Genomic DNA, 18994 nt, shown 5'->3' with positions numbered 1-18994 from the left:
ATCAGATCATCCCATTATCAGAACCTTGCATTTACACCAAACTGGATCATCCAGGTAGCGGGTGCATCAATGCCTATCACATTCACATCTTCCGGATCAACCCCTTTCCATGTTTGGCGGTATGGTGCGAGGATCAGCGGCTGTTTTACGCTTACATTGAAACGCAGTTCCTGCATCTGCATACGCTTTACTACCGGATCTGGCAGGGAGTAAGCCAGTGTTATATTCCTGATCTTGAAGAAGGAACCATCGAAATAACTGAGTGATTGATAGTTGCTGGGTCTTTCCTGGTTGGCATTAGGACGGGGAAAATCATTGGATGGTGTAGTGGGTGTGAAATAATTAATATTCAGATTATTATAACGGCCAAAGAGCGTGTTATAGTTCTGATAGAAATCACTCTTGATCATACTACCTACCCGCGCAAACGCTACAACAGACAGTTCCAGCCCTTTCCAGGAGAAACGTTGCGTAGTTCCGCCAGACCATTTAGGTTGCGGAGAACCCAGGATCTGCCGGTCGTTTGCATCAATTTTTTTGTCATTATTCACATCTTCCAGCCTGATTTCTCCTGGTTTCAGGTTGTACAATGCTGCTTCCTGTGCATCTTTTGTTTGCCAGATACCTATCTTCTTAAAATCATAATAAACATAGGTAGGCTGACCCACAAACCAGGCGTTACCCACATCGGCAGTCCGTCCGCCGCCAATGGACAGGATCTCAGAGGTGTTGCGGAAATAGTTCACATCCATTTTCCAGCCGAAACCATCGGGGTTGTCGATCACAGTAGCGCCGATACCTATTTCAATACCCTTGTTACGGGAAGATCCCACGTTTTCCAGCACACTGTTAAACCCGTTGCTGTAAGGCAGCAGATGCGGCATCAGCAAGTCCGTTGTTTTCTGGTTGTACCATTCGAAAACACCGGTAATACGGCCGTTGAAGAAGCCGAAATCAAGACCTATATCCGTTGACGTAGTCGTTTCCCAGGTAAGATCAGGATTGCGCAATTCATTGGGCACAAAGCCCAGAGAGCCTTTTCCAGCAAATGAATAAGGTATCCTGGCTAACTGACCTTGCGTAGCATAGGGTGCAATACCGGTGTTACCGATACGTCCGAAGCTGGCGCGCAGTTTCAGGTTATCCAGTATGTGCTGGCCTTTCAGGAAATCTTCATTGATAATATTCCAGGCGGCGGCCACGGAAGGGAAATAGCCCCATTGTTTGCCCGGTGCAAAGCGGGAGGACCCATCTGCACGCAGGGTGAGGGTTAAGAGATAGCGGTCATTAAATCCATAGTTCAGGCGACCCATGTAAGACAGGATGGTCCAGGAGCTCAGACTGCTGGTTACCCCGGTTACATTCAATGCCTGGCCCAGGTTATAATATTCCTGCGTTTCTACGGGAATCCCCCTCACGTTTGTACTGGAAATATCTACATTCTGGCGCTGTACGCTGTATAAACCGGTAAAGCCTATACTGTGTTTTTTGATGACTTTATTATAGGTCAGTACGTTTTCGATGGTATAGGCAATGGTGGATGCATTGCCTTTGCTGGCGGTGGCATCGCCGCCGCCTATCAGCAGGTTGGTATTATTTTTACCCTGGAAAATGCCATAGTTATAATGCTGTATGTCCGGGCCTACGTTCAGCCTGTATTTGAGGCCGTCGGTAATTTCCACTTCGCCGTATAAGCTGGCGAAGATGCGGAAGCGTTTCATGTTTTCCACCCGGTTATTATTGGTGTAATCCAGTAATGGATTGGGTTGCTGGTTATCACCTGTGGGATAGGTAATGAGATTACCGGCGGAATCGTAGGGTGCTGCGATGGGCAGCATTTTCAGGGCATTGTCGATACCGTTATAGGTTTCACCGGTACGGGTACTATAGGAGCCTAACAGGGACGCACCTACTTTTACACGGTCGCCGATCTGCTGGTCTATGCCCAGGTTGAGGTTATAACGTTCATAACTCTGCAATTTCAGCACGCCCTGGTCTTTAAAGTAGCCTATGCCGACGGTATATTTTGTTTTTTCATTGCCGCCTGCCACGCTCACCGCATGATTGGTCTGATACCCCGGAGAGATCAGGAGCTTCTGCCAGTCTACGTTTGTTCCTTTCTTTATATTCGCCAGCTCCACGGGGTTAAAAATTTTCGCATCGGAAGAGTCGGGATTATTATCATTATACTTACCGATTGTTCTGCTGGCTTCGCGGCGCATTTCAATAAACCGGCCGGCATCCATCATATCGGTTTCTCCCAGTTGCTGTACATAACCATAGGAGCCGCTGTAAGACACTACCGGTTTGCTCACCTTCCCCCGCTGGGTGGTGATGAGTACAACGCCGTTGGCCCCTCTGGAGCCATAAATAGCGGTGGCGGAGGCATCTTTCAAAATATCCATGGATTGTATAACACCGGTGCCGATGTCGCTGAGGTTACCTGCATACGGGATTCCGTCTACCACATATAGCGGGTCGTTGCCGGCGTTGAGGGAGCGGCTTCCGCGGATACGGACCTGTGGCTCGTCTCCCGGCTTGCTGCTGTTATTGATTACTTCCACACCGGGCGCGCGTCCTTGCAGGGCCTGTTGCGGATTGGTGACCGGTACATCCTGGATAGCCTTTGAGCTGACGGATGAAATAGATCCGGTCACATCTTTTTTCTTTTGCTGACCATACCCTACCACGACAATTTCCTCCAGTTTTTTCTGATCTTCTTCCAGGGTGAGACTAATAATGCTGCGGCCTTTGACAGGTTCTTCGCGGGTGGTGAACCCAATGAAGGAGAATGTCAATACCGTGTTGGCAGCATCTTTTACAGTCAGTTTGTAATGCCCTTTAATGTCAGTCTGGGTTCCCAGCGATTGTCCTTTTATGGCAACTGTTACACCTGGTAGTGGCGACTGGTCTTTGGCATTTACATTTCCTTCAATGGAAATGGACTGGGCGTGTGATAGCTGGTGAAATAGCAGGCATAATGCTACACAGCATGTACGCAAAATTGGTTTATTCATAACGGTGTTTTTCAGATATGGTTTGGGTTATTCTTTTCTGGTTCCTTTTTGGTTGAAATTATCTTGAGGGCCAAAATAAGACATTTTTAAATAAATGCAAACGATTGCAAAATAAATTCTGCTGAATGGGCGTATTTAGTAGGTTTGGTCAGAAAGCGTAAAAAAAATACTTATTTAATCTTTGCAATCGGTTGTAAAAATCATTTTCATTGTTTATTTTGGACACCTTATTCCGGTTTAGTTATGAAAAAAACGATCCTTTTATGTGGCAGCTTGCTTCTTATATGCAGCGGCCTCTTTGCGCAGAAAGCCCAGTGGCAGTCGCTTTTTAATGGTAAAGACCTCAAAGGCTGGAAACAGCTGGGAGGGAAAGCGATATATAATGCCCAGAATGGTGAGATAGTAGGCACAACCGTGCTGAACACGCCCAACTCTTTCCTGGTAACAGAAAAAGAGTACGGTGATTTTATATTGGAGCTTGAATTCAAGCTGGGAAAGGAGTTTAACTCCGGTATCCAGTTCCGCAGCCAGAGCAGGGCAGACTATCAGAATGGCCGGGTGTTTGGCTATCAGATGGAAATTGACCCATCCGACCGTAAATGGAGCGGTGGTATTTATGAAGAAGGCAGAAGAGGGTGGCAATACCCGATGGAGCTGAATCCTGCCGGTCAGCAAGCCTTCAAAAAAGATGGCTGGAACAAGTACCGCATTGAATGCCGAGGTAATGAAATGCGTACATGGGTAAACGGTATACCTACCGCCCACCTGGTGGATACCGCACTACCAAAGGGTTTCATCGCTCTCCAGGTGCATGGCATCGGCACAAAAGCGGCTGATGACAATAAAAACATCTACTGGAAAAATATCCGCATCATAGAAAATCCGGGGGCTAAACAATATTCTCCCTATGATAATATCTATGTAGTCAATAATGTGGATAACACGATTTCAGGCCAGGAAAAAAAGAATGGTTACCAACTGCTGTGGGATGGCAAAACCTCCAACGGCTGGAGAGGGGTATACAAAAAAAATTTCCCTACAAAAGGCTGGGTAATGAAGGATGGTGTATTTACCATTGAGCATTCCAACGGTAACGAAGAAGGCAGCGGTGGTGATATTGTCACCGAGAAACAATATGGTGCATTTGAACTGGAGTTTATGTTCAAACTCACGCCTGGCGCGAATAGTGGAGTAAAATACTTTGTAAGCGAGACGTACGAAACAGGTGGTAAATCAGCTATCGGGCTTGAATACCAGGTGCTGGATGACGAAAGACATCCGGATGCCAAGCTGGGACGCGATGGAAACCGTACCTTGGCTTCTTTGTATGACATGATTACAAGAAAACAAGAAAAACGTGCCCTGCACCCCATTGGAGAATGGAACAAAGGTCGTATTATTGTGTATCCGAATAACCATGTAGAACATTGGCTGAATGGTTTTAAAGTGTTGGAGTATGAACGTGGGTCCCAGGCATTCAAGGATCTGGTGGCCATCAGCAAGTATAAAAACTGGAAAAATTTTGGTCTGTGGCCGGAAGGGCACATCCTTTTACAGGATCATGGTAATGAAGTTTCGTATAAAAGTATTCGTATAAAAATCTTGAAATAAAATATTTTTTATCTTTTTTTTCATTGTTCACTGTTCTAAATAAGCATTCCGATTCTTCGGAATGCTTTTTTTATTGGGTTATTTTCCTGTTTTTATTTAGCTTCCAAAAAGAATTCTCCTCCGACACCCAATCACCAAATCAAAAAATAATCAAATGGCTAAACTAAAAGGTTGTCTGATCCTGGTGGGAGCCCTCTTTGCAGGGGCCTGTCAGCAAAAAGGCAGCCATAGCAATCCATCCGCCATGCAGGACTCACTGCATCACCTGGCTGCTGCTTACTACGATGCTAACATGGCCTTAAACCCACTACAGGCTACCTTCAACGGCGAAAATCAATACAATGACCAGTTGCCCGTTGACATCAGCGAAAGCTATCGCGCGCATGCCGACTCCTTCTTTGCCGCCTGGCAGCAACAGCTGAAAGGTATTGATACGGCAGTCTTATCCGGTAATGACCGCATTACCTACGACATGCTGCAACGTGAATTTGAGATCAACCGCGAAGGACTAACTTTTCATGATCACCTGATGCCGGTACAACAGTTTACCTGTTTGCCGCTCACCCTGGCGCAACTGGGATCGGGGTCTTCCGCCCAACCATTTAAAAACAGAAAGGACTACGAAAACTTTATACATCGTATGCAGGGGTTTGCCGTATGGACCGATACCGCTATTGCCAATATGCGCCGCGGCATTGCTACCGGCTATGTGTTGCCGAAATCTCTTGTGGTAAAAACGATTCCACAACTGGCAGCCCTGGCAAAAAAAGATACCGGCAATGTGTACTATGCTCCCCTGAAAACATTGCCCGACTCCCTGGATGCAGCTGCAAAAGCCCAGCTGACCAAGGATTATACAGCCGCCATAGAAAATTATATCCTGCCATCATACGCCAAACTGCACCAGTTTATGGAAAAGGAATATCTTCCTAAAGCACGTGCCAGCAGCGGCATCAACGGGATACCAGATGGCAGCGCCTATTATACCTATCTCATAAAATACTGGACCACCACCAACAAATCGCCGGAAGAAATTTTTGAACTGGGAGAGAAAGAAGTAGCCCGCATCCGTGACGAAATGGAAGCGGTGAAAAACAGCACCGGTTTTAAAGGCGACCTGCCCGCATTTTTTTTATCAGTACGTACGGATAAAAAGTTACGCATCTTCAAAACTCCCGCTGCCATCCTCGACTCATTCAAAGCGATTGAGAACAAAATTATGCCGGGCGTAAAAAAGATGTATGGTCATTTCCCAAAAACAAAGTTTGAGATCAGGCAAACAGAAGCCTACCGCGCGGCCTCCGCTTCCGCAGAATATATGCCGGGAAGCCCGGATGGTACCCGTCCCGGTGTATTTTATGTACCCATACTGGACGCCACCAAATTCAGCTATACCGGTATGGAATGCCTGTTCCTCCACGAAGCGATTCCTGGTCATCACTTCCAATTCTCGCTGCAACAGGAAAACGATTCGCTGCCTAAATTCCGTCGCTTCTCCTGGATCGGCGCCTACGGCGAAGGATATGCCCTCTATTGTGAAAGCCTGGGTAAAGAACTGGGATTGTATACCGACCCTTACATGTACTTCGGCCGCTTGTCCGATGAAATACACCGCGCTATTCGTTTAGTCGTGGACGTTGGTTTACACACCAAAGGCTGGACCCGCGAACAGGCCATCAAATATATGATGGACAACGAACCGGTATCCGAACAGGAAGTAACCGCAGAAATTGAACGCTACATGGCCATTCCCGGGCAAGCCCTCTCCTATAAAATCGGTGAGATCAAAATCCGTGAGCTACGTAACAAATACACGCAGGAACTGGGTGATAAATTCAGCTTATCCTCTTTCCACGATGAACTGCTGAAAGATGGTTGTGTGCCGCTTTCTATCCTGGAACAAAAAATGGCCCGCTGGGCAGGACGATAAAATTATACGGGTGCCCTGGATATTAAACGGGGCACCCTCCTTTAAAACGCCCGGTGATTTACTATAAATTCACAACCGGGCGGTAACGATGCCGCTATACTGCGTAACTTTTCAGGATCTTCATTATCATCAGCAGAAATATAAAAGCTTTTTAAATCTTTGAGGCAGGAAATACCGGAAAGCCCATCCACTGTGATACCCGATCCTCCCAGGTAGAGCAACTCCAGGCCTTTAATCTGATACAGAAATTCCAGGCAACCATTATCTATTCCTTTGCAGTTTTTCAGCCTCAGTTCCTGTATCTTTTCAAGCTGCGTCAAATGCCTGATCCCCTCATTGGTAATATCTGTTCCATCAAGGTCCATCTGATAAACAGATCTGACAACTCCGACCATCTTTAAAATCCCTTCATCATCCACATGGTATCTTCTGAAATTTAGGCGCTCCATGTGGGTGGGAATTTCATTCAAGTGAGCAGGGACATTAAAATAGAAAAAGTTTGACCAATATAACTCCTCCTCAAGTTTTGCTTTTTTCTTTTTTCTCATGGTACGGATTCTTGCCAGGTAAGATAATTAATAATTGCGGCAACTAACGACAAAGCCGCCTACATCCTGCGATGTATGCGGCTTTGATTTCGTCATGGTGTCTACTGAGATCAGGCCCCCTTTGCGGGGAAGAACGGGGCTGATGGCATCAACTTATTTCTTTCTCACCCTACCTGTCTTCAAAATATTCCCATACTCATTGATAAAATCGAGGTCTTTATACCTGTTCTTATAAGCGCCATCAATGTACACGGCAAAAGTAGTGACATGCCTGATACCGGCCTGTTCGTAAGTACGGATATCACTGCTGCATACATCGGGATGCCAGTCTACTTTCACCGCGGGCTTTTTCCATTTGCTTTGTAACGATACATCCAGCCAGTATTCCAGCACCTGCGCAGTGTCGGCAGGGAAAACCTGCAGGTTTTCTTTCAGCAGTTCCATCGTTTGGCCATGTGTCAGCATGCCGCCACTTCCCTGCTTGGGGGCAACAATGCCTGCGGCGCTATCTGACAATGGTTTGTCCCATTGCCGGTAGATGGGTGCAAATTCCAGGAAGATGCCGGGCTCCGGTTTAACTTTTTGCGGAGGAGGCATTGTATTTACATAGGCCAGATGCGCCAATGTAGCATTTGGATCTTTCCTCCGTAATGCCCTGATCATGGCATTCTCGATGATAAGGGCCTGCTCTGAATCGCTCAGGTCTTTGCAGGAACTGCATTTGCACATAGGCACCGCATCATCGATCCAGTAAAAATACCTGCCCGTAGTAGGGGTGAGTACTTCCGCATACTTTACGGCATTTTCCGCAATGATATCCAATGCATCTTTTGAACTCACGCAGCAATTAAAATCCGGTACCCTGACACCCTGTTCATTCATCCTGAACATGTCGGGTTTCTTTTCAAAAAGATTGCGGGGCAATAAATCCCGCATCGCATGCAGTTCATGCTCTACTTCAATTTTATATTTCCTGCAATCGGCCAGGAATTGCTGCCCCTTTGGTGATGTGATAAAGGCAGATACCTGTGATGGCGTGATATGCGTACCAATGGTTGTTAATCCCGCTTTATGGGCCAGCAACGGCCAATCCAGTGACTCCAGGTCTTCTACAGCCAGTACTACCCCTCTTGTTTTAAGTTTTTCAAATGCTGCTGTAGCAGAGAATACATTACTAAACAATCCTGGTATCAATAACGCACCTAATGCCGGCGTTGTACGGGTTAAAAATGTCCTGCGATTGAATAAATGATTTGTTGTGTTCATTGCCTGTTCGTTTTAACGTGTAAATAATTTGTATGTTAAAATGGATGATCAGAATTCAAATAATCCCAAAGCAGCAGGGATGTGAAAATCAGGTTCCGGTACGCCGGGGTTGATCCAGGAAAACCAGTTAAAATCTGTGGCTGTTTTATCCGCCCTGAAAACACCCACCCTTATTTTGCTGCCTTTCAGTGATCCTCCGGCACCAACGAGGTCCCTGAAAAAACGAAGGGGAATACTGCCGGATACCTGGTACCCGCGGTCATGAGCGGATGCGGAAATGACCAGCCCTTTTAAGTTCCAGGTATTATTGAATATCCGGTAGTAAGCAGCCTGATAATCCAGCACCTTTCCATTGGGAGACATTTCCAGGCAATAATAATCCTGCAGGGTATTGTCTTTTGAAAAAAACATTTCTACCCGGTCTCCATCGGCCACCGCCAATTCGTTTTCAACCTCAAAACTCACCGGTGTGGTATCCTTCACCATGAACCTGAAATAAAAGTGCTGGCTGTCATAACAAGCCCGGAATGAAGTGCCGCCATTCATGTGTTGCCACGGTTCATACAGCGGACTGATTTCCGCGCATTGCGCCCACACCGCTTCAGCTGCCTGGTGAATGTTCATGGTGTTATCCGCTATCAAACGAACCTTGTAGGAAAGAAGGCTGTCTGCAGGCTGTAAATCCTTGATAAAAAAAGTATCGCTATGAAAATAACAGAGACATGAAAATAACCAGGCGAGCATATATTTTTGTTTATCGGATGAAAAGAAATCTGCATTATTTTCTTGGCCAGCCCGGATTCTGCATCAGCTTTTCATTCAATGAAAGTTCATACGCAGGAAGCGGATTCAGGTAATCTCTTTCCGGCTTGAACTGGTATCCATTGGGCAATGCAGCCTTGTAAGGATCAAGGTATCCCTGAGCATCCAGGCTGATACTGGTGTTGGGAGGATAATCGCCGGGTACGAACTTCGCACCTTTAGGGCGCCTGTTCACGATCAGCTGATCTGCTTTCCAGCGTAACAGGTCATTGAGCCGGAATCCTTCACAGGCTAATTCCACTCTTCTTTCCCTGCGTACTTCATTCACGATACCTGTTAAACCGGGGAAGTCCCAGTTAGGATCAGCTACTATTTTTGTGAGCAGGAGATGCGGCATGCCGGCTCTGTCTCTTAATAAATTGATGCTGATATCCAGGTCGGCCTGGGTTAATACACCCAATTCAGCTTTTGCTTCTGCATAATTCAGTAATACTTCGCCCAGCCGGAAGATGATCGGTGCAGTGGTAGACATGAAGTCGCCCTGTTGCAATGTTTTATCGGGATAGCACCCTTTCTTTATCTGGTAACCGGTAACATCCCTGGAATCGCCGCCGAGGTTGACGGCTGCTTTTTGAAATTTTGATAAGGTATCACCACCACCGCTGTAATCAATCGTAATCGGATCGCCGGGTACAAAAATCAGTTGCCTCAGTCTGGCATCCCGGTTCTTTACTACGTTTAATAATCCGTTATCGCCCTGGTAAAGTGGACTGGCTGCAACAGGCTGTCCGTCTGTACAGAGGTAGCTCTGCACCAGCGACCGGGTAATGCCTGTATTACCCGCAATGATAGCCAGATAACGCTGACCGTTATGAGATGATATACCCAGCTTGTATTTCCGCCAGAAAATAATCTCGCTGTTGCCAGACAAATCAGATTGATTAAATAACAGGGAATAATCTTTATCAGGATTTCCATTATTGAAGATGGCGAATTTTCTACCGTCCATCAACGTTTTAGCTGCGCTGGCAGCTTGTTCCAGGTATTTTGCGGGGTTGGCGCCTTCCACACCAAAAGCAGTTCCCTGGTGGTATTTTTCCCAGGTTCCTTCAAAAAGCGCCACGCGTGATTTGAAAGCCAGGGCAACAGAACGGTTGATACGAAAAAGTGGCGCACTCTCTTTGTCTTTCAATAAACTGATCGCCTTATCGAGATCTTCAAGTATATGATCTGCAATGACGCTTCTCGATTGTCTTTCCTGGTATAATTCTTCCGAATTAGTGGTCAGTGCTTTGTCGATCCAGGGAAGGTTTCCGAAGCGTTGCAACAGATCAAAATAATACCAGGCCCTGAAAAAATATCCTTCGCCCATGTAATGATCTTTCTCTGTGCCGCCACTTGCCTGCGGGGCCTTTTCAAGAAAGAGATTAACAGAACGGATATTACTCCAACCCCAGCCACCATCGGTGTTGGGGAGTGTTGTTAAACCCGCCAGCCTGGTATTAAACAGGCCAGGGGCCATATTATCACTATTGTTATCTACCCAGTATGGTCCCGCATTATGGGAGCCCCAGTCGGGCAGGGAAGCATAAAAATTATTCAGGTAAACTTCCAGGTCGCTGGTTGTTTTCCAGAATTCAGGTTCGGAGATCTGATCCATAGGACGTTGATCCAGGAAGCCTTTCTGGCAAGCCGTAAATAATAATCCTGCTATTAAAAAGATATAGTATGATGACCTTATTTTCATTTCAAAAAGTTTAGAGATTAATATTTACACCGAATGAAACAATGGAAGACAAGGGATAGATTTTACCCTGTCCATAGGTGCCGAAAATACCCTCCGGATCAAACATGCCTTTGATCTTTGAAAAGGTTAACAGGTTTTCACCGGTGAAGTATACCCGTACTTTTTTAATGGAAGCTTTACTGAGCAGTCTGTCAGGAAAGGTGTATCCCACCTGCAGTGATTTAAGCCGCAGGAAAGCAGCGTTTTGCAGATACAGCGAAGACACTTCCCTGTTTTTTGCACCTTCGCCGCTGAAATAAGGACGTGGATAATAGCCGCCGGTATTGCTTTCACTCCAGTAATCCAGGTGCTCCTTAAAAGTGCTGTTTTGCCATACATCTCCCAGTTGTCCCCAGAAAACATTGCCGTTAAACCATACATCGCGTTTTCCCACACCCATCCAGAACATGGACATGTCTATGCCTTTCCAGGCCAGGCCAAGATTCACGGCATAGGAGTATCTCGGTGTGGCGTTGCCGATCACACTCAGGTCACCATGATCATTGAGCGTTCTGTCGCCATAATTGATTACGCCGTCGCCGTTCAGGTCTTCATACCGCACATCTCCCGGATGCCAGTTTGCGTAAAAGAGCGATTGACTGGCATGTTTGGCGATTTCGTCCTGGGACTGAAATAATCCATTGGATGTATACCCCCATATATCTCCCTCCCGCTGTCCTTCGTAATTGCTGGACAAGGTTTTGTTGGGGTTATTCCATTTCGTGATCTGTACTTTGTAATCTGAAATGGTGAACCTGACATTATATTTCCACTCTCCGATAGCATCGTTCCATCCAAGGGAAGTTTCCCAGCCGGTATTCAGTTTTTCGGCATTGTTTTCCAACGGTACAGAAGTGCCCAGCACCGCAGGCAGTGGATAGGAAGTCCCCAGCATGTTGAAAACACGTCTTTTGAAATAGTCAAAACTTACATCCAGCCGGTTATTAAAGAGCGTTGCATCCAATCCGACATCCATTGTTCTAACGGTTTCCCAGGTTAATCCTGCGCTGGCAATGCCCGGTGCACCCACACCGACCGGACTTGTTTCCCCATTGATCCAGTACACCTGTTGCGTAATGGGCATTATTGGCATATACAGGTAATTGGCTACATTCTGATTGCCCAGGGAACCATACGACGCCCGGAGCTTCAGGTAATTGATATAGGGCTTTATTGGCTGCCAGAAAGGTTCGGCTGATATGCGGTATCCGCTGGATACGGAAGGAAAGAAACCGGAACGTTTTCCATCCTCGAATCTGGATGTTCCATTCCTGCGCGCATTCATTTCAAGCAGGTATTTTTCTTTGTAATCATAATTGACGCGGAAGAAAGCACCTTCAGTAGCCCAGTGGGACATATAATCCCGTGTGGTCATATCGCCGGTGGCAGTAGAGATGGCTGGTACATTATCTGTAATCAGTTTATTCTTCAAACCATATACACCACCATAATACTGGTACTCCCGCTGATACCCCAACAATACTTTGACGTTGTGATCATTTAACTTTTTTTCGTAAGAAGTGGAGATATTGTAAGTCCAGTAATTATCTACATCACTGGTCTGCGCAATATCGTTAGGTGTCCGGGTATCAAACGCCACATAGCGGCCACCATCCGGGCCTGTAGCCTGTACCAGGGCATGATGCGCGGTGTTGGTAAGATTGGCATTTTTCCAGGAATAGTCTCCTTTGATCAGCCAGTTCTTTACCGGTTCCAGCACACTTTCAAGTCTTAACCACAATTCATTGTTGAGCTGAACATCGCGGCCACCTTGCTCATACACGTTTACGCGCGACATCTCACTATACTCGCCATTCGGATATTTCAGCGGATCCGTAGCATACCTGCGCGTGAGATCATGCCACATAACCGTGCGGTTAAGCCCATAGCCATCATTGGGATAATCTGATTTAGACCTGGCGTATTTGGTAAGGAAATTCACCTGCATCCACTTGGTGATTTTCGTATTTATCTTGGCATCTATATTATATCGCTGGTACTGTTCGTTGCCATATTTCATTTGTCCACCGTGATCATACAATCCTGCGGAGAGATAATAAGTAAGGCCATCTTTTCCTCCATCTACGGTGAGGTTATGTTTCTGGCGGAATGACCATTTTTTGATGAGTGCCTTGTACCAGTCTGTGCTGGCGTTGGCGTATTCATGTTTTCCCCATTTGCTTGGATCGAGCGGATCGGGGGCAGTTCCCGGCGTATTCTCCGGATCGTTCATGTATTGTTTGATCTTCTCAACAATATCATCGGAGAAGAAAGGCGGCATATCGGAATTGCGGGTGGCATCGTTCCAGGCATTGGCAAACTCCAGTCCGTTAGCAGGTTTGGGTAGCCTGATGGGAGTAGCCCATTCTACGTTGGAGTTATAGCTCAGGTTCGGTTTACCATCCGTGGAGCCACCTTTTTTGGTAGTGATAAGGATCACACCATAGGGGGCATAAGCACCATAGATAGCCGCAGAGGAGGCATCTTTCAATACTGATATGGATTCTATATCGTTTGGATTGAGCTGGTTAATATTCATGGGCATCCCATCTACCAGGATAAAAGGAGAACCCATTCCGCGGATATTAAAATTCATCGTAGCATCCGGCTCTCCACCGGAATTATTAGTGGAGATATTTAGTCCGGGAGAAACGCCCTGCAGCATTTGTCCCACGTTGCCTTGCGGACGGGAAGCAATCACTTTGCCGCTGATAGCTTCCACGGCGCCGGTTAAGTTCGATTTTTTCTGCGTGGCATAACCAGTCACCACTACTTCGTTTAAACCGGCATTCGCCTGAACGAGCAAAATATTTACGGCATCCATATTGGATGTCACCGGAAGTTCTCTTGATTCAAAACCGATGAATGAAAACAACAGGATGGATTTCCGGTTGGGTACCTGGATGGTAAAATGTCCACCGGGATCGGAAGTCGTCCCTCTTCTTGTACCCTTGATGGTAATGCTCACGTTGGGCAACGGCTGACCTTTTTCATCAGATACATATCCTGTTACCCTGTTCATGGTGTCTGCGGGAAGGGATGATTGCTTTACCACTATAGGCATGATAACGATATCATTGTCTTCAACGGCATAGGTGATAGGCTGGTTTTTGACACAGATGTCCAGCACCTGCAATAGTGTAGCATCTTTTACATCAATCGTGACCGGCGTTGTATGCACTAACCAGCTTTCATCATAGATAATGGAAACACCGGTTCGCATGAGTAGTGTGGAAAAAACCTGTTTCAGGGGGGTGTTCTTCACTGATAGCGTGACTTTCTGCGCGAACCCGGTGGCGCTCACATGAAGACATGTAATAAGGATAATGAATGCGGTCATTTTCATAACTCGACATATTTTGGTTGATATCCTATGCGGGCATAGGACCTTTTCTTTAAATTTTAAATACATACTTTTGCGATGTTTGGTGATACTTAAATAGTCTGACTGAGATTATCAGGTTTACCAGATTTTTACCGGATCCTGACCACGAATCAGGACCCGGTTTTTTTTGTTGGCGCTTATTTGTTTTTTGGTTTCATATATGTGTGTTTTAAATAGAACAATGAGGTAGCTTCGGTGATGCGCATAGCACGCCCTTTCCCTTATATAGGAACAGAGATATTTTTAAATTAACTACGATTTAAGGCATTACAATTACCTGCCTGCCTTCGATCCTGAAATGATTGGTTCCTCCTGCTTCCAGGAAACGTAATATACCGGACAGGCTCTTTTTCCTGCTGATGCCGCCACCATACAGCCTTCCATTGGGTGGTGCATTGTACACGATTTCAACATCATACCATCGTGAGATCTCCCGGAGAATAGCGGGCAGATTCATGTTGTTGAATACAAAAAATCCGTTCTTCCATGCCACTACTTTACTGACATCCACCAGCGATACGGCTATATTGGTGTCCTTATCATTCAAAACAGCCTGCTGGCCCGGTTGCAGCACTTGAGCTACTGCTCCCTTCCTGACTTTCACCGCACCATCCAGCAAGGTGGTATTGACGGCTGTTTCATCCGGATATGCCATGATATCAAAGCTTGTTCCCAGTACCTGTACTTCCAGGTCATGTACTTCCCCCTGGAGGTTTTGCCGGCCGGGAATCTTTACAATAAATGGCTGGCTGGCATTCGCTGCAATTTCAAAGTATCCTTGTCCCTTTAACTCCACCACTCTATCCTTCCCCTTAAAGGCAGTGGGATATCTTAACGAAGAGGCAGAATTAAGCCATACTTTACTACCATCAGGCAGTGTGATGGCAAACTGGCCGCCACGGGGGGTGGTCAGCACATTATAACTAACAACAGCTTCCCCTCCCTGGGGCGCATATTCCAATTGCCCGTTATTTTGACGAATAGCAGTATTGCCCTGCCTGATCACCTGCTGCCCTGTGCTATCCAGGGTAACGGTAGCACCGTCTGCTAATGTGAGTACCGCCTTGTTGCTGGCAGGGAGCACGTCTGCGACCGGCACATGACTTTGCCCCTGTTGCGGGATATGTGTACGTTGTGGCCAGAAGAATAATCCTACAGAAAGCAATACCGCGATCACCGCAGCAGCAGCCCACCAGCCGTAAGGATGGAAAACCATCCGGCGGACCGGTATCCTTTTGGGTACAGCTTCCTCCGCAATCGTCTTCAATATCCGTTCCTGCACGGAAATACGCGATGATTCCAACGTATACGCCTGCTGAATACCCTCCCGGAGGCTGTCCGGTTCCACCAACGAGAGAAAGTATTGCCTGTTTTGCAGATCCGCCTGCAGCCATTCTTCCAGCTCCTGCGCTTCTGCCGGCAAAAGCTCCTCATTGAGGAAGCGGAATATCAGTTCGCTTATTCGCTCCGATTTTTCTGTCATAATGAATTATTCCGGTGATGTCCTTAAAAGGAACACACAAACAATACAATCGTACAAGCCCAATTTGTATCTATTTTGAAAACCAGGGGAAAAAAGTGGAGAGCATGCCCATACAAATGATCAGTTCATCCTTACTGAATAGCCTTCTCAGGGCTTTCAGCGCAGTGACTTTCTGATTTTTAACCGCCTGTACAGATATCTTTAAATGATCGGCAATAGCAGCATTATTCATTTCTTCCAGGAAAAACATTTTAAGAATATGTTGTTGTTGGGGTGGCATTTTTCCGATCTCAGCGATAATCCTGTGGTGAAGGTCCGCATATACTTTGTCCCGGAAATACTGATCCTCGTATTCCAGTTCATTCAATGCAAACATTTCCTGCTGTTTTCTTGTCATGCTTTTTTGCTGGCGCAAATGATTCAGGCAGGTATTGCGAACGGTAATCCTTAACCATTGATGGATCTGTGCAAGGCTTTCAAAGGTATGCGGCGTTTGCCAGAGCTTTACAAAAGATTCCGCTATAATATCTTCCGCAATTTCCAACACAACAAATCGCCGGGCAAAAGACAGGAGCCCGATATAGTAGCGGTTGTAAATAGTTGTAAAAGCCGTAGTTTCTTTATTAGCAAACCCGGTCAGCAGTGCATTTTCGTTATGGTTGATATGATCCAGCATTCCCCGGAAAGCCTGTCCCCCTGGCAGCATATTTTGGTTCACTGTTTAGCCCTGAAAACACCAAAATAGCTAAATTAATATTAAAACACAATAATGGTACTGCATGGCAACTCCGTAAATGATCACCCGGGGGAATGTTCCGTTTTGTTAAATCCTTCGCTTCATAGCATGGTAGGGCGGGAATCCTGTTAAATTTCTATTAAAAAAAAATAACGACATCAATACCATCGGCCTCTTCACGGGGAAAACAATCTGACCCGATTTTTTATCCATTTTATTCGCTAATTTTATATAGCAGTTTTCATACACTATTTACAGCACGATGAACCTAACCACGTATTGACATATATTTATATGTTAAGAGGTGGGTAATAGCTTTGACACATACCGTTCGGGAAAACGGTATTAATAATGGACGCTTTTAAACCTGCTGCTATGTTTGACCACACCCTTAATTTATGCCAGTCATTACCGGCTGTTACCACACAAAAAAAATGGGACAATGAACTACGGTTCTTTGTAGGAGAGAAATTATTTTGCATGATATCCCTGGATCCTCCCCATCGCGTATCCTTTAAATGTAGTCAGCCGCAGTATCATCAGCTGATCTCAAGACCTGGAATTGTACCGGCGCCACATCTGGCGAGGTATCACTGGGTACAGGTGGTAAAGGAAGATATACTGCCTGCGCCGGAACTGGAAAGCTACCTCCATAATGCATACGAACTGATTGTAAGCAGTCTCCCGCTGATAGAGCAGGAAGCCATCAACAAGACGAAAGTGAATGCATAAGTGATCATTGAACAAACGCTTTATTTACGCCCCCAGCGTAAAGTAAATATCGTATAACCCAAAAATAATCAGTGTCAGCGCAAAGATCTTCTCCAGCAGCGGCGTATTCATTTTCACCGCTGTTTTAGCGCCCAGGTAAGAAGCAGGGAAAGCAGTGAGCGATAACAACAACGCAATATTCCAGTCTATATGTCCCAGCCACCAATGCGTCAATGCACCAGGTATAGATAAGAGCGCAGATAAAACGACCGCACAGGCCAATGCCTGTTTAACCGGCATTTTCAACCGCCTGATAAAAAAGGAACTGAATAATACACCTCCTGCATTCGCGAGGAGTCCTGACAATAAGCCGATAACCAACGCAGCCCCGATTAGTCTACGGACAGGAATATCCGCACTGCTCACCAGCTTTTCTACCGATGCGTCCTTATTGCGCCAAAAAGTATACATCAACGATACACCCACGCACATAATAAATACGGCCGTCATGATCATCAGCGATTTTCCGGGAAGATAACTACTCAAACAGGACCCTGCAATGGTGGCAGGTACCCCCAAAGCTGCGCCCAGCAATATTACCCGCTTGTTAAACAATTTTTCCCGGCTATATACCGCTGTAGCAGATAAAGTACTGGAAATAGATGCCGGTAACGGTGATGCCAGCGCAAAAAAAGGATTCACCCCCGCAAAGATCTGCAAAGCAGGTGTACTGATAGCACTGCCGCCCTTACCCAGCAGGCCCGATAAATAACCGACTACTACTCCTATCATTAGTACTGACAGGTAATCAGATTGTTGTAAATACTCCATTCTCATTCATCCCTCCGGAACGTTCACTATGGTGTGTGGTGTGGGTTAGGTATAAAATTACAGGTGGGCCAAAATTAAGCGAACTGCTACCGGCAGACAAATAATAACAATAACTATAAGTTATGGGAGATAACAATATATTATATTTATTGCTAGTCTATAAAGCTACTGAAATAATGGTTATTTTCATTCTTGCAAAACCTAGTTATATTGTTGTATGATGCATACAGTTGATTTTCCATATGCAGGTTATTCGGTGAATTGGGTATTTAAAGACGCAGATGACCATCTTTACAAAGACTATAATGTGACGGGCATCCCCGATGAGCGCATTTTTGAGGATATGCGCATCGTGCTGATGAACTGTATGGATACCCGCTTATTATTTCCCACACATCTAATGACGCCTGTCAAATACGAGCTTTCCAGTCCCGGTACCGACCTCGATCAGATCATGGAGGAAATCAAATTATTGGTGGGAACAAGAAGGATCATGGGGAAGATAGATATCTGCGGATATGGTTTCGTGGATATGCCCGGTGCTTCTCCGGCGCTACAGGAAGGACTTATTTTAATCAAAGACTTCAACTTCTCCGAACGGAGCTTTCTTATCTCCACCGACAAAAGCATCTGGATACCTATTGCTATCGATACTTCTTACCGCTATGTATGGCAAATAGAACTGGCGGAAATGAATGCGCCCCGGCTGGAAAAATGTCTGCTGAACATCTACAATAAAACAAATATCGGCGTATATCCCGGCCCTAACGATATTGCCAGAGCCACTCCCATGTGGCAGCGGGGTTTTAAACTATACCCATCCAGGGAAGTGCTGGAACGCTCCTACAGCGAAGATCCACCACCACCCTCTTTTGATATTGCGAAATACTTTTTGCCGCCAAAACGATAAAATATTTTGAGATTTTTT

Annotated in this window: 13 protein-coding genes; 4 read left to right on the top strand and 9 right to left on the bottom strand. The window is 45.9% G+C overall.

The window, feature by feature from the left end; genetic code table 11:
* Positions 1-17: 17 nt before the first annotated feature.
* The gene (locus ABQ275_RS00510; protein WP_349316302.1) at positions 18-3017 is read right to left on the bottom strand and encodes a TonB-dependent receptor; all 3000 of its coding nucleotides are present in this window, start codon (positions 3015-3017) and stop codon (positions 18-20) included.
* A gap of 243 nt (positions 3018-3260) precedes the next feature.
* Here ABQ275_RS00510 and ABQ275_RS00505 point away from each other — a divergent pair, with 243 nt between their 5' ends.
* Both ABQ275_RS00505 and ABQ275_RS00500 read left to right on the top strand, forming a co-directional pair.
* Positions 3261-4628, top strand: coding sequence for a DUF1080 domain-containing protein (locus tag ABQ275_RS00505; protein WP_349316301.1), 1368 nt, complete (start codon positions 3261-3263; stop codon positions 4626-4628).
* 154 nt (positions 4629-4782) lie between these two features.
* Positions 4783-6558: a DUF885 domain-containing protein gene (locus tag ABQ275_RS00500; protein WP_349316300.1), complete on the top strand. Its 1776-nt coding sequence runs from the start codon at positions 4783-4785 to the stop codon at positions 6556-6558.
* A gap of 41 nt (positions 6559-6599) precedes the next feature.
* Here ABQ275_RS00500 and ABQ275_RS00495 read toward each other — a convergent pair whose 3' ends face one another.
* The 7 genes from ABQ275_RS00495 to ABQ275_RS00465 all read right to left on the bottom strand — a co-directional run bounded on the left by ABQ275_RS00495 (position 6600) and on the right by ABQ275_RS00465 (position 16506).
* Entirely contained in the window at positions 6600-7106 is a 507-nt protein-coding gene (locus tag ABQ275_RS00495) for a hypothetical protein (protein WP_349316299.1), read from the bottom strand.
* A gap of 153 nt (positions 7107-7259) precedes the next feature.
* Positions 7260-8372: a DUF4838 domain-containing protein gene (locus ABQ275_RS00490; RefSeq protein WP_349316298.1), complete on the bottom strand. Its 1113-nt coding sequence runs from the start codon at positions 8370-8372 to the stop codon at positions 7260-7262.
* Between the two features lie 48 nt (positions 8373-8420).
* On the bottom strand, positions 8421-9116 hold the full coding sequence (locus tag ABQ275_RS00485) for a carbohydrate-binding family 9-like protein (protein WP_349316297.1): 696 nt from the start codon (positions 9114-9116) through the stop codon (positions 8421-8423).
* 34 nt (positions 9117-9150) lie between these two features.
* A complete protein-coding gene (locus tag ABQ275_RS00480) occupies positions 9151-10881 on the bottom strand; it encodes a RagB/SusD family nutrient uptake outer membrane protein (protein WP_349316296.1) in 1731 nt (576 codons plus the stop codon).
* Between the two features lie 10 nt (positions 10882-10891).
* Positions 10892-14266, bottom strand: a complete 3375-nt coding sequence (locus ABQ275_RS00475) for a TonB-dependent receptor (protein ID WP_349316295.1) — start codon at positions 14264-14266, stop codon at positions 10892-10894.
* A gap of 298 nt (positions 14267-14564) precedes the next feature.
* A complete protein-coding gene (locus ABQ275_RS00470) occupies positions 14565-15788 on the bottom strand; it encodes a FecR domain-containing protein (RefSeq protein WP_349316294.1) in 1224 nt (407 codons plus the stop codon).
* Positions 15789-15858: 70 nt separating this feature from the next.
* Positions 15859-16506: a sigma-70 family RNA polymerase sigma factor gene (locus ABQ275_RS00465; protein WP_349316293.1), complete on the bottom strand. Its 648-nt coding sequence runs from the start codon at positions 16504-16506 to the stop codon at positions 15859-15861.
* Between the two features lie 369 nt (positions 16507-16875).
* Here ABQ275_RS00465 and ABQ275_RS00460 point away from each other — a divergent pair, with 369 nt between their 5' ends.
* Entirely contained in the window at positions 16876-17256 is a 381-nt protein-coding gene (locus ABQ275_RS00460) for an MmcQ/YjbR family DNA-binding protein (RefSeq protein WP_349316292.1), read from the top strand.
* A 24-nt stretch (positions 17257-17280) separates the two neighbouring features.
* Here ABQ275_RS00460 and ABQ275_RS00455 read toward each other — a convergent pair whose 3' ends face one another.
* Positions 17281-18072 carry a sulfite exporter TauE/SafE family protein gene (locus ABQ275_RS00455; protein WP_349316291.1) on the bottom strand — a complete coding sequence of 264 codons (792 nt, stop codon included), beginning with the start codon at positions 18070-18072 and terminating at the stop codon, positions 17281-17283.
* Positions 18073-18283: 211 nt separating this feature from the next.
* On the opposite strand from ABQ275_RS00455, the gene ABQ275_RS00450 reads away from it, so the two are divergent.
* Positions 18284-18976: a hypothetical protein gene (locus ABQ275_RS00450; protein ID WP_349316290.1), complete on the top strand. Its 693-nt coding sequence runs from the start codon at positions 18284-18286 to the stop codon at positions 18974-18976.
* Positions 18977-18994: the final 18 nt, after the last annotated feature.

The organism is Chitinophaga sp. MM2321 (assembly GCF_964033635.1).
Taxonomy (GTDB): Bacteria; Bacteroidota; Bacteroidia; order Chitinophagales; family Chitinophagaceae; genus Chitinophaga.
Note: the sequence above shows the minus strand (reverse complement) of the source record. Positions and strands in the feature narration are given on the sequence as shown.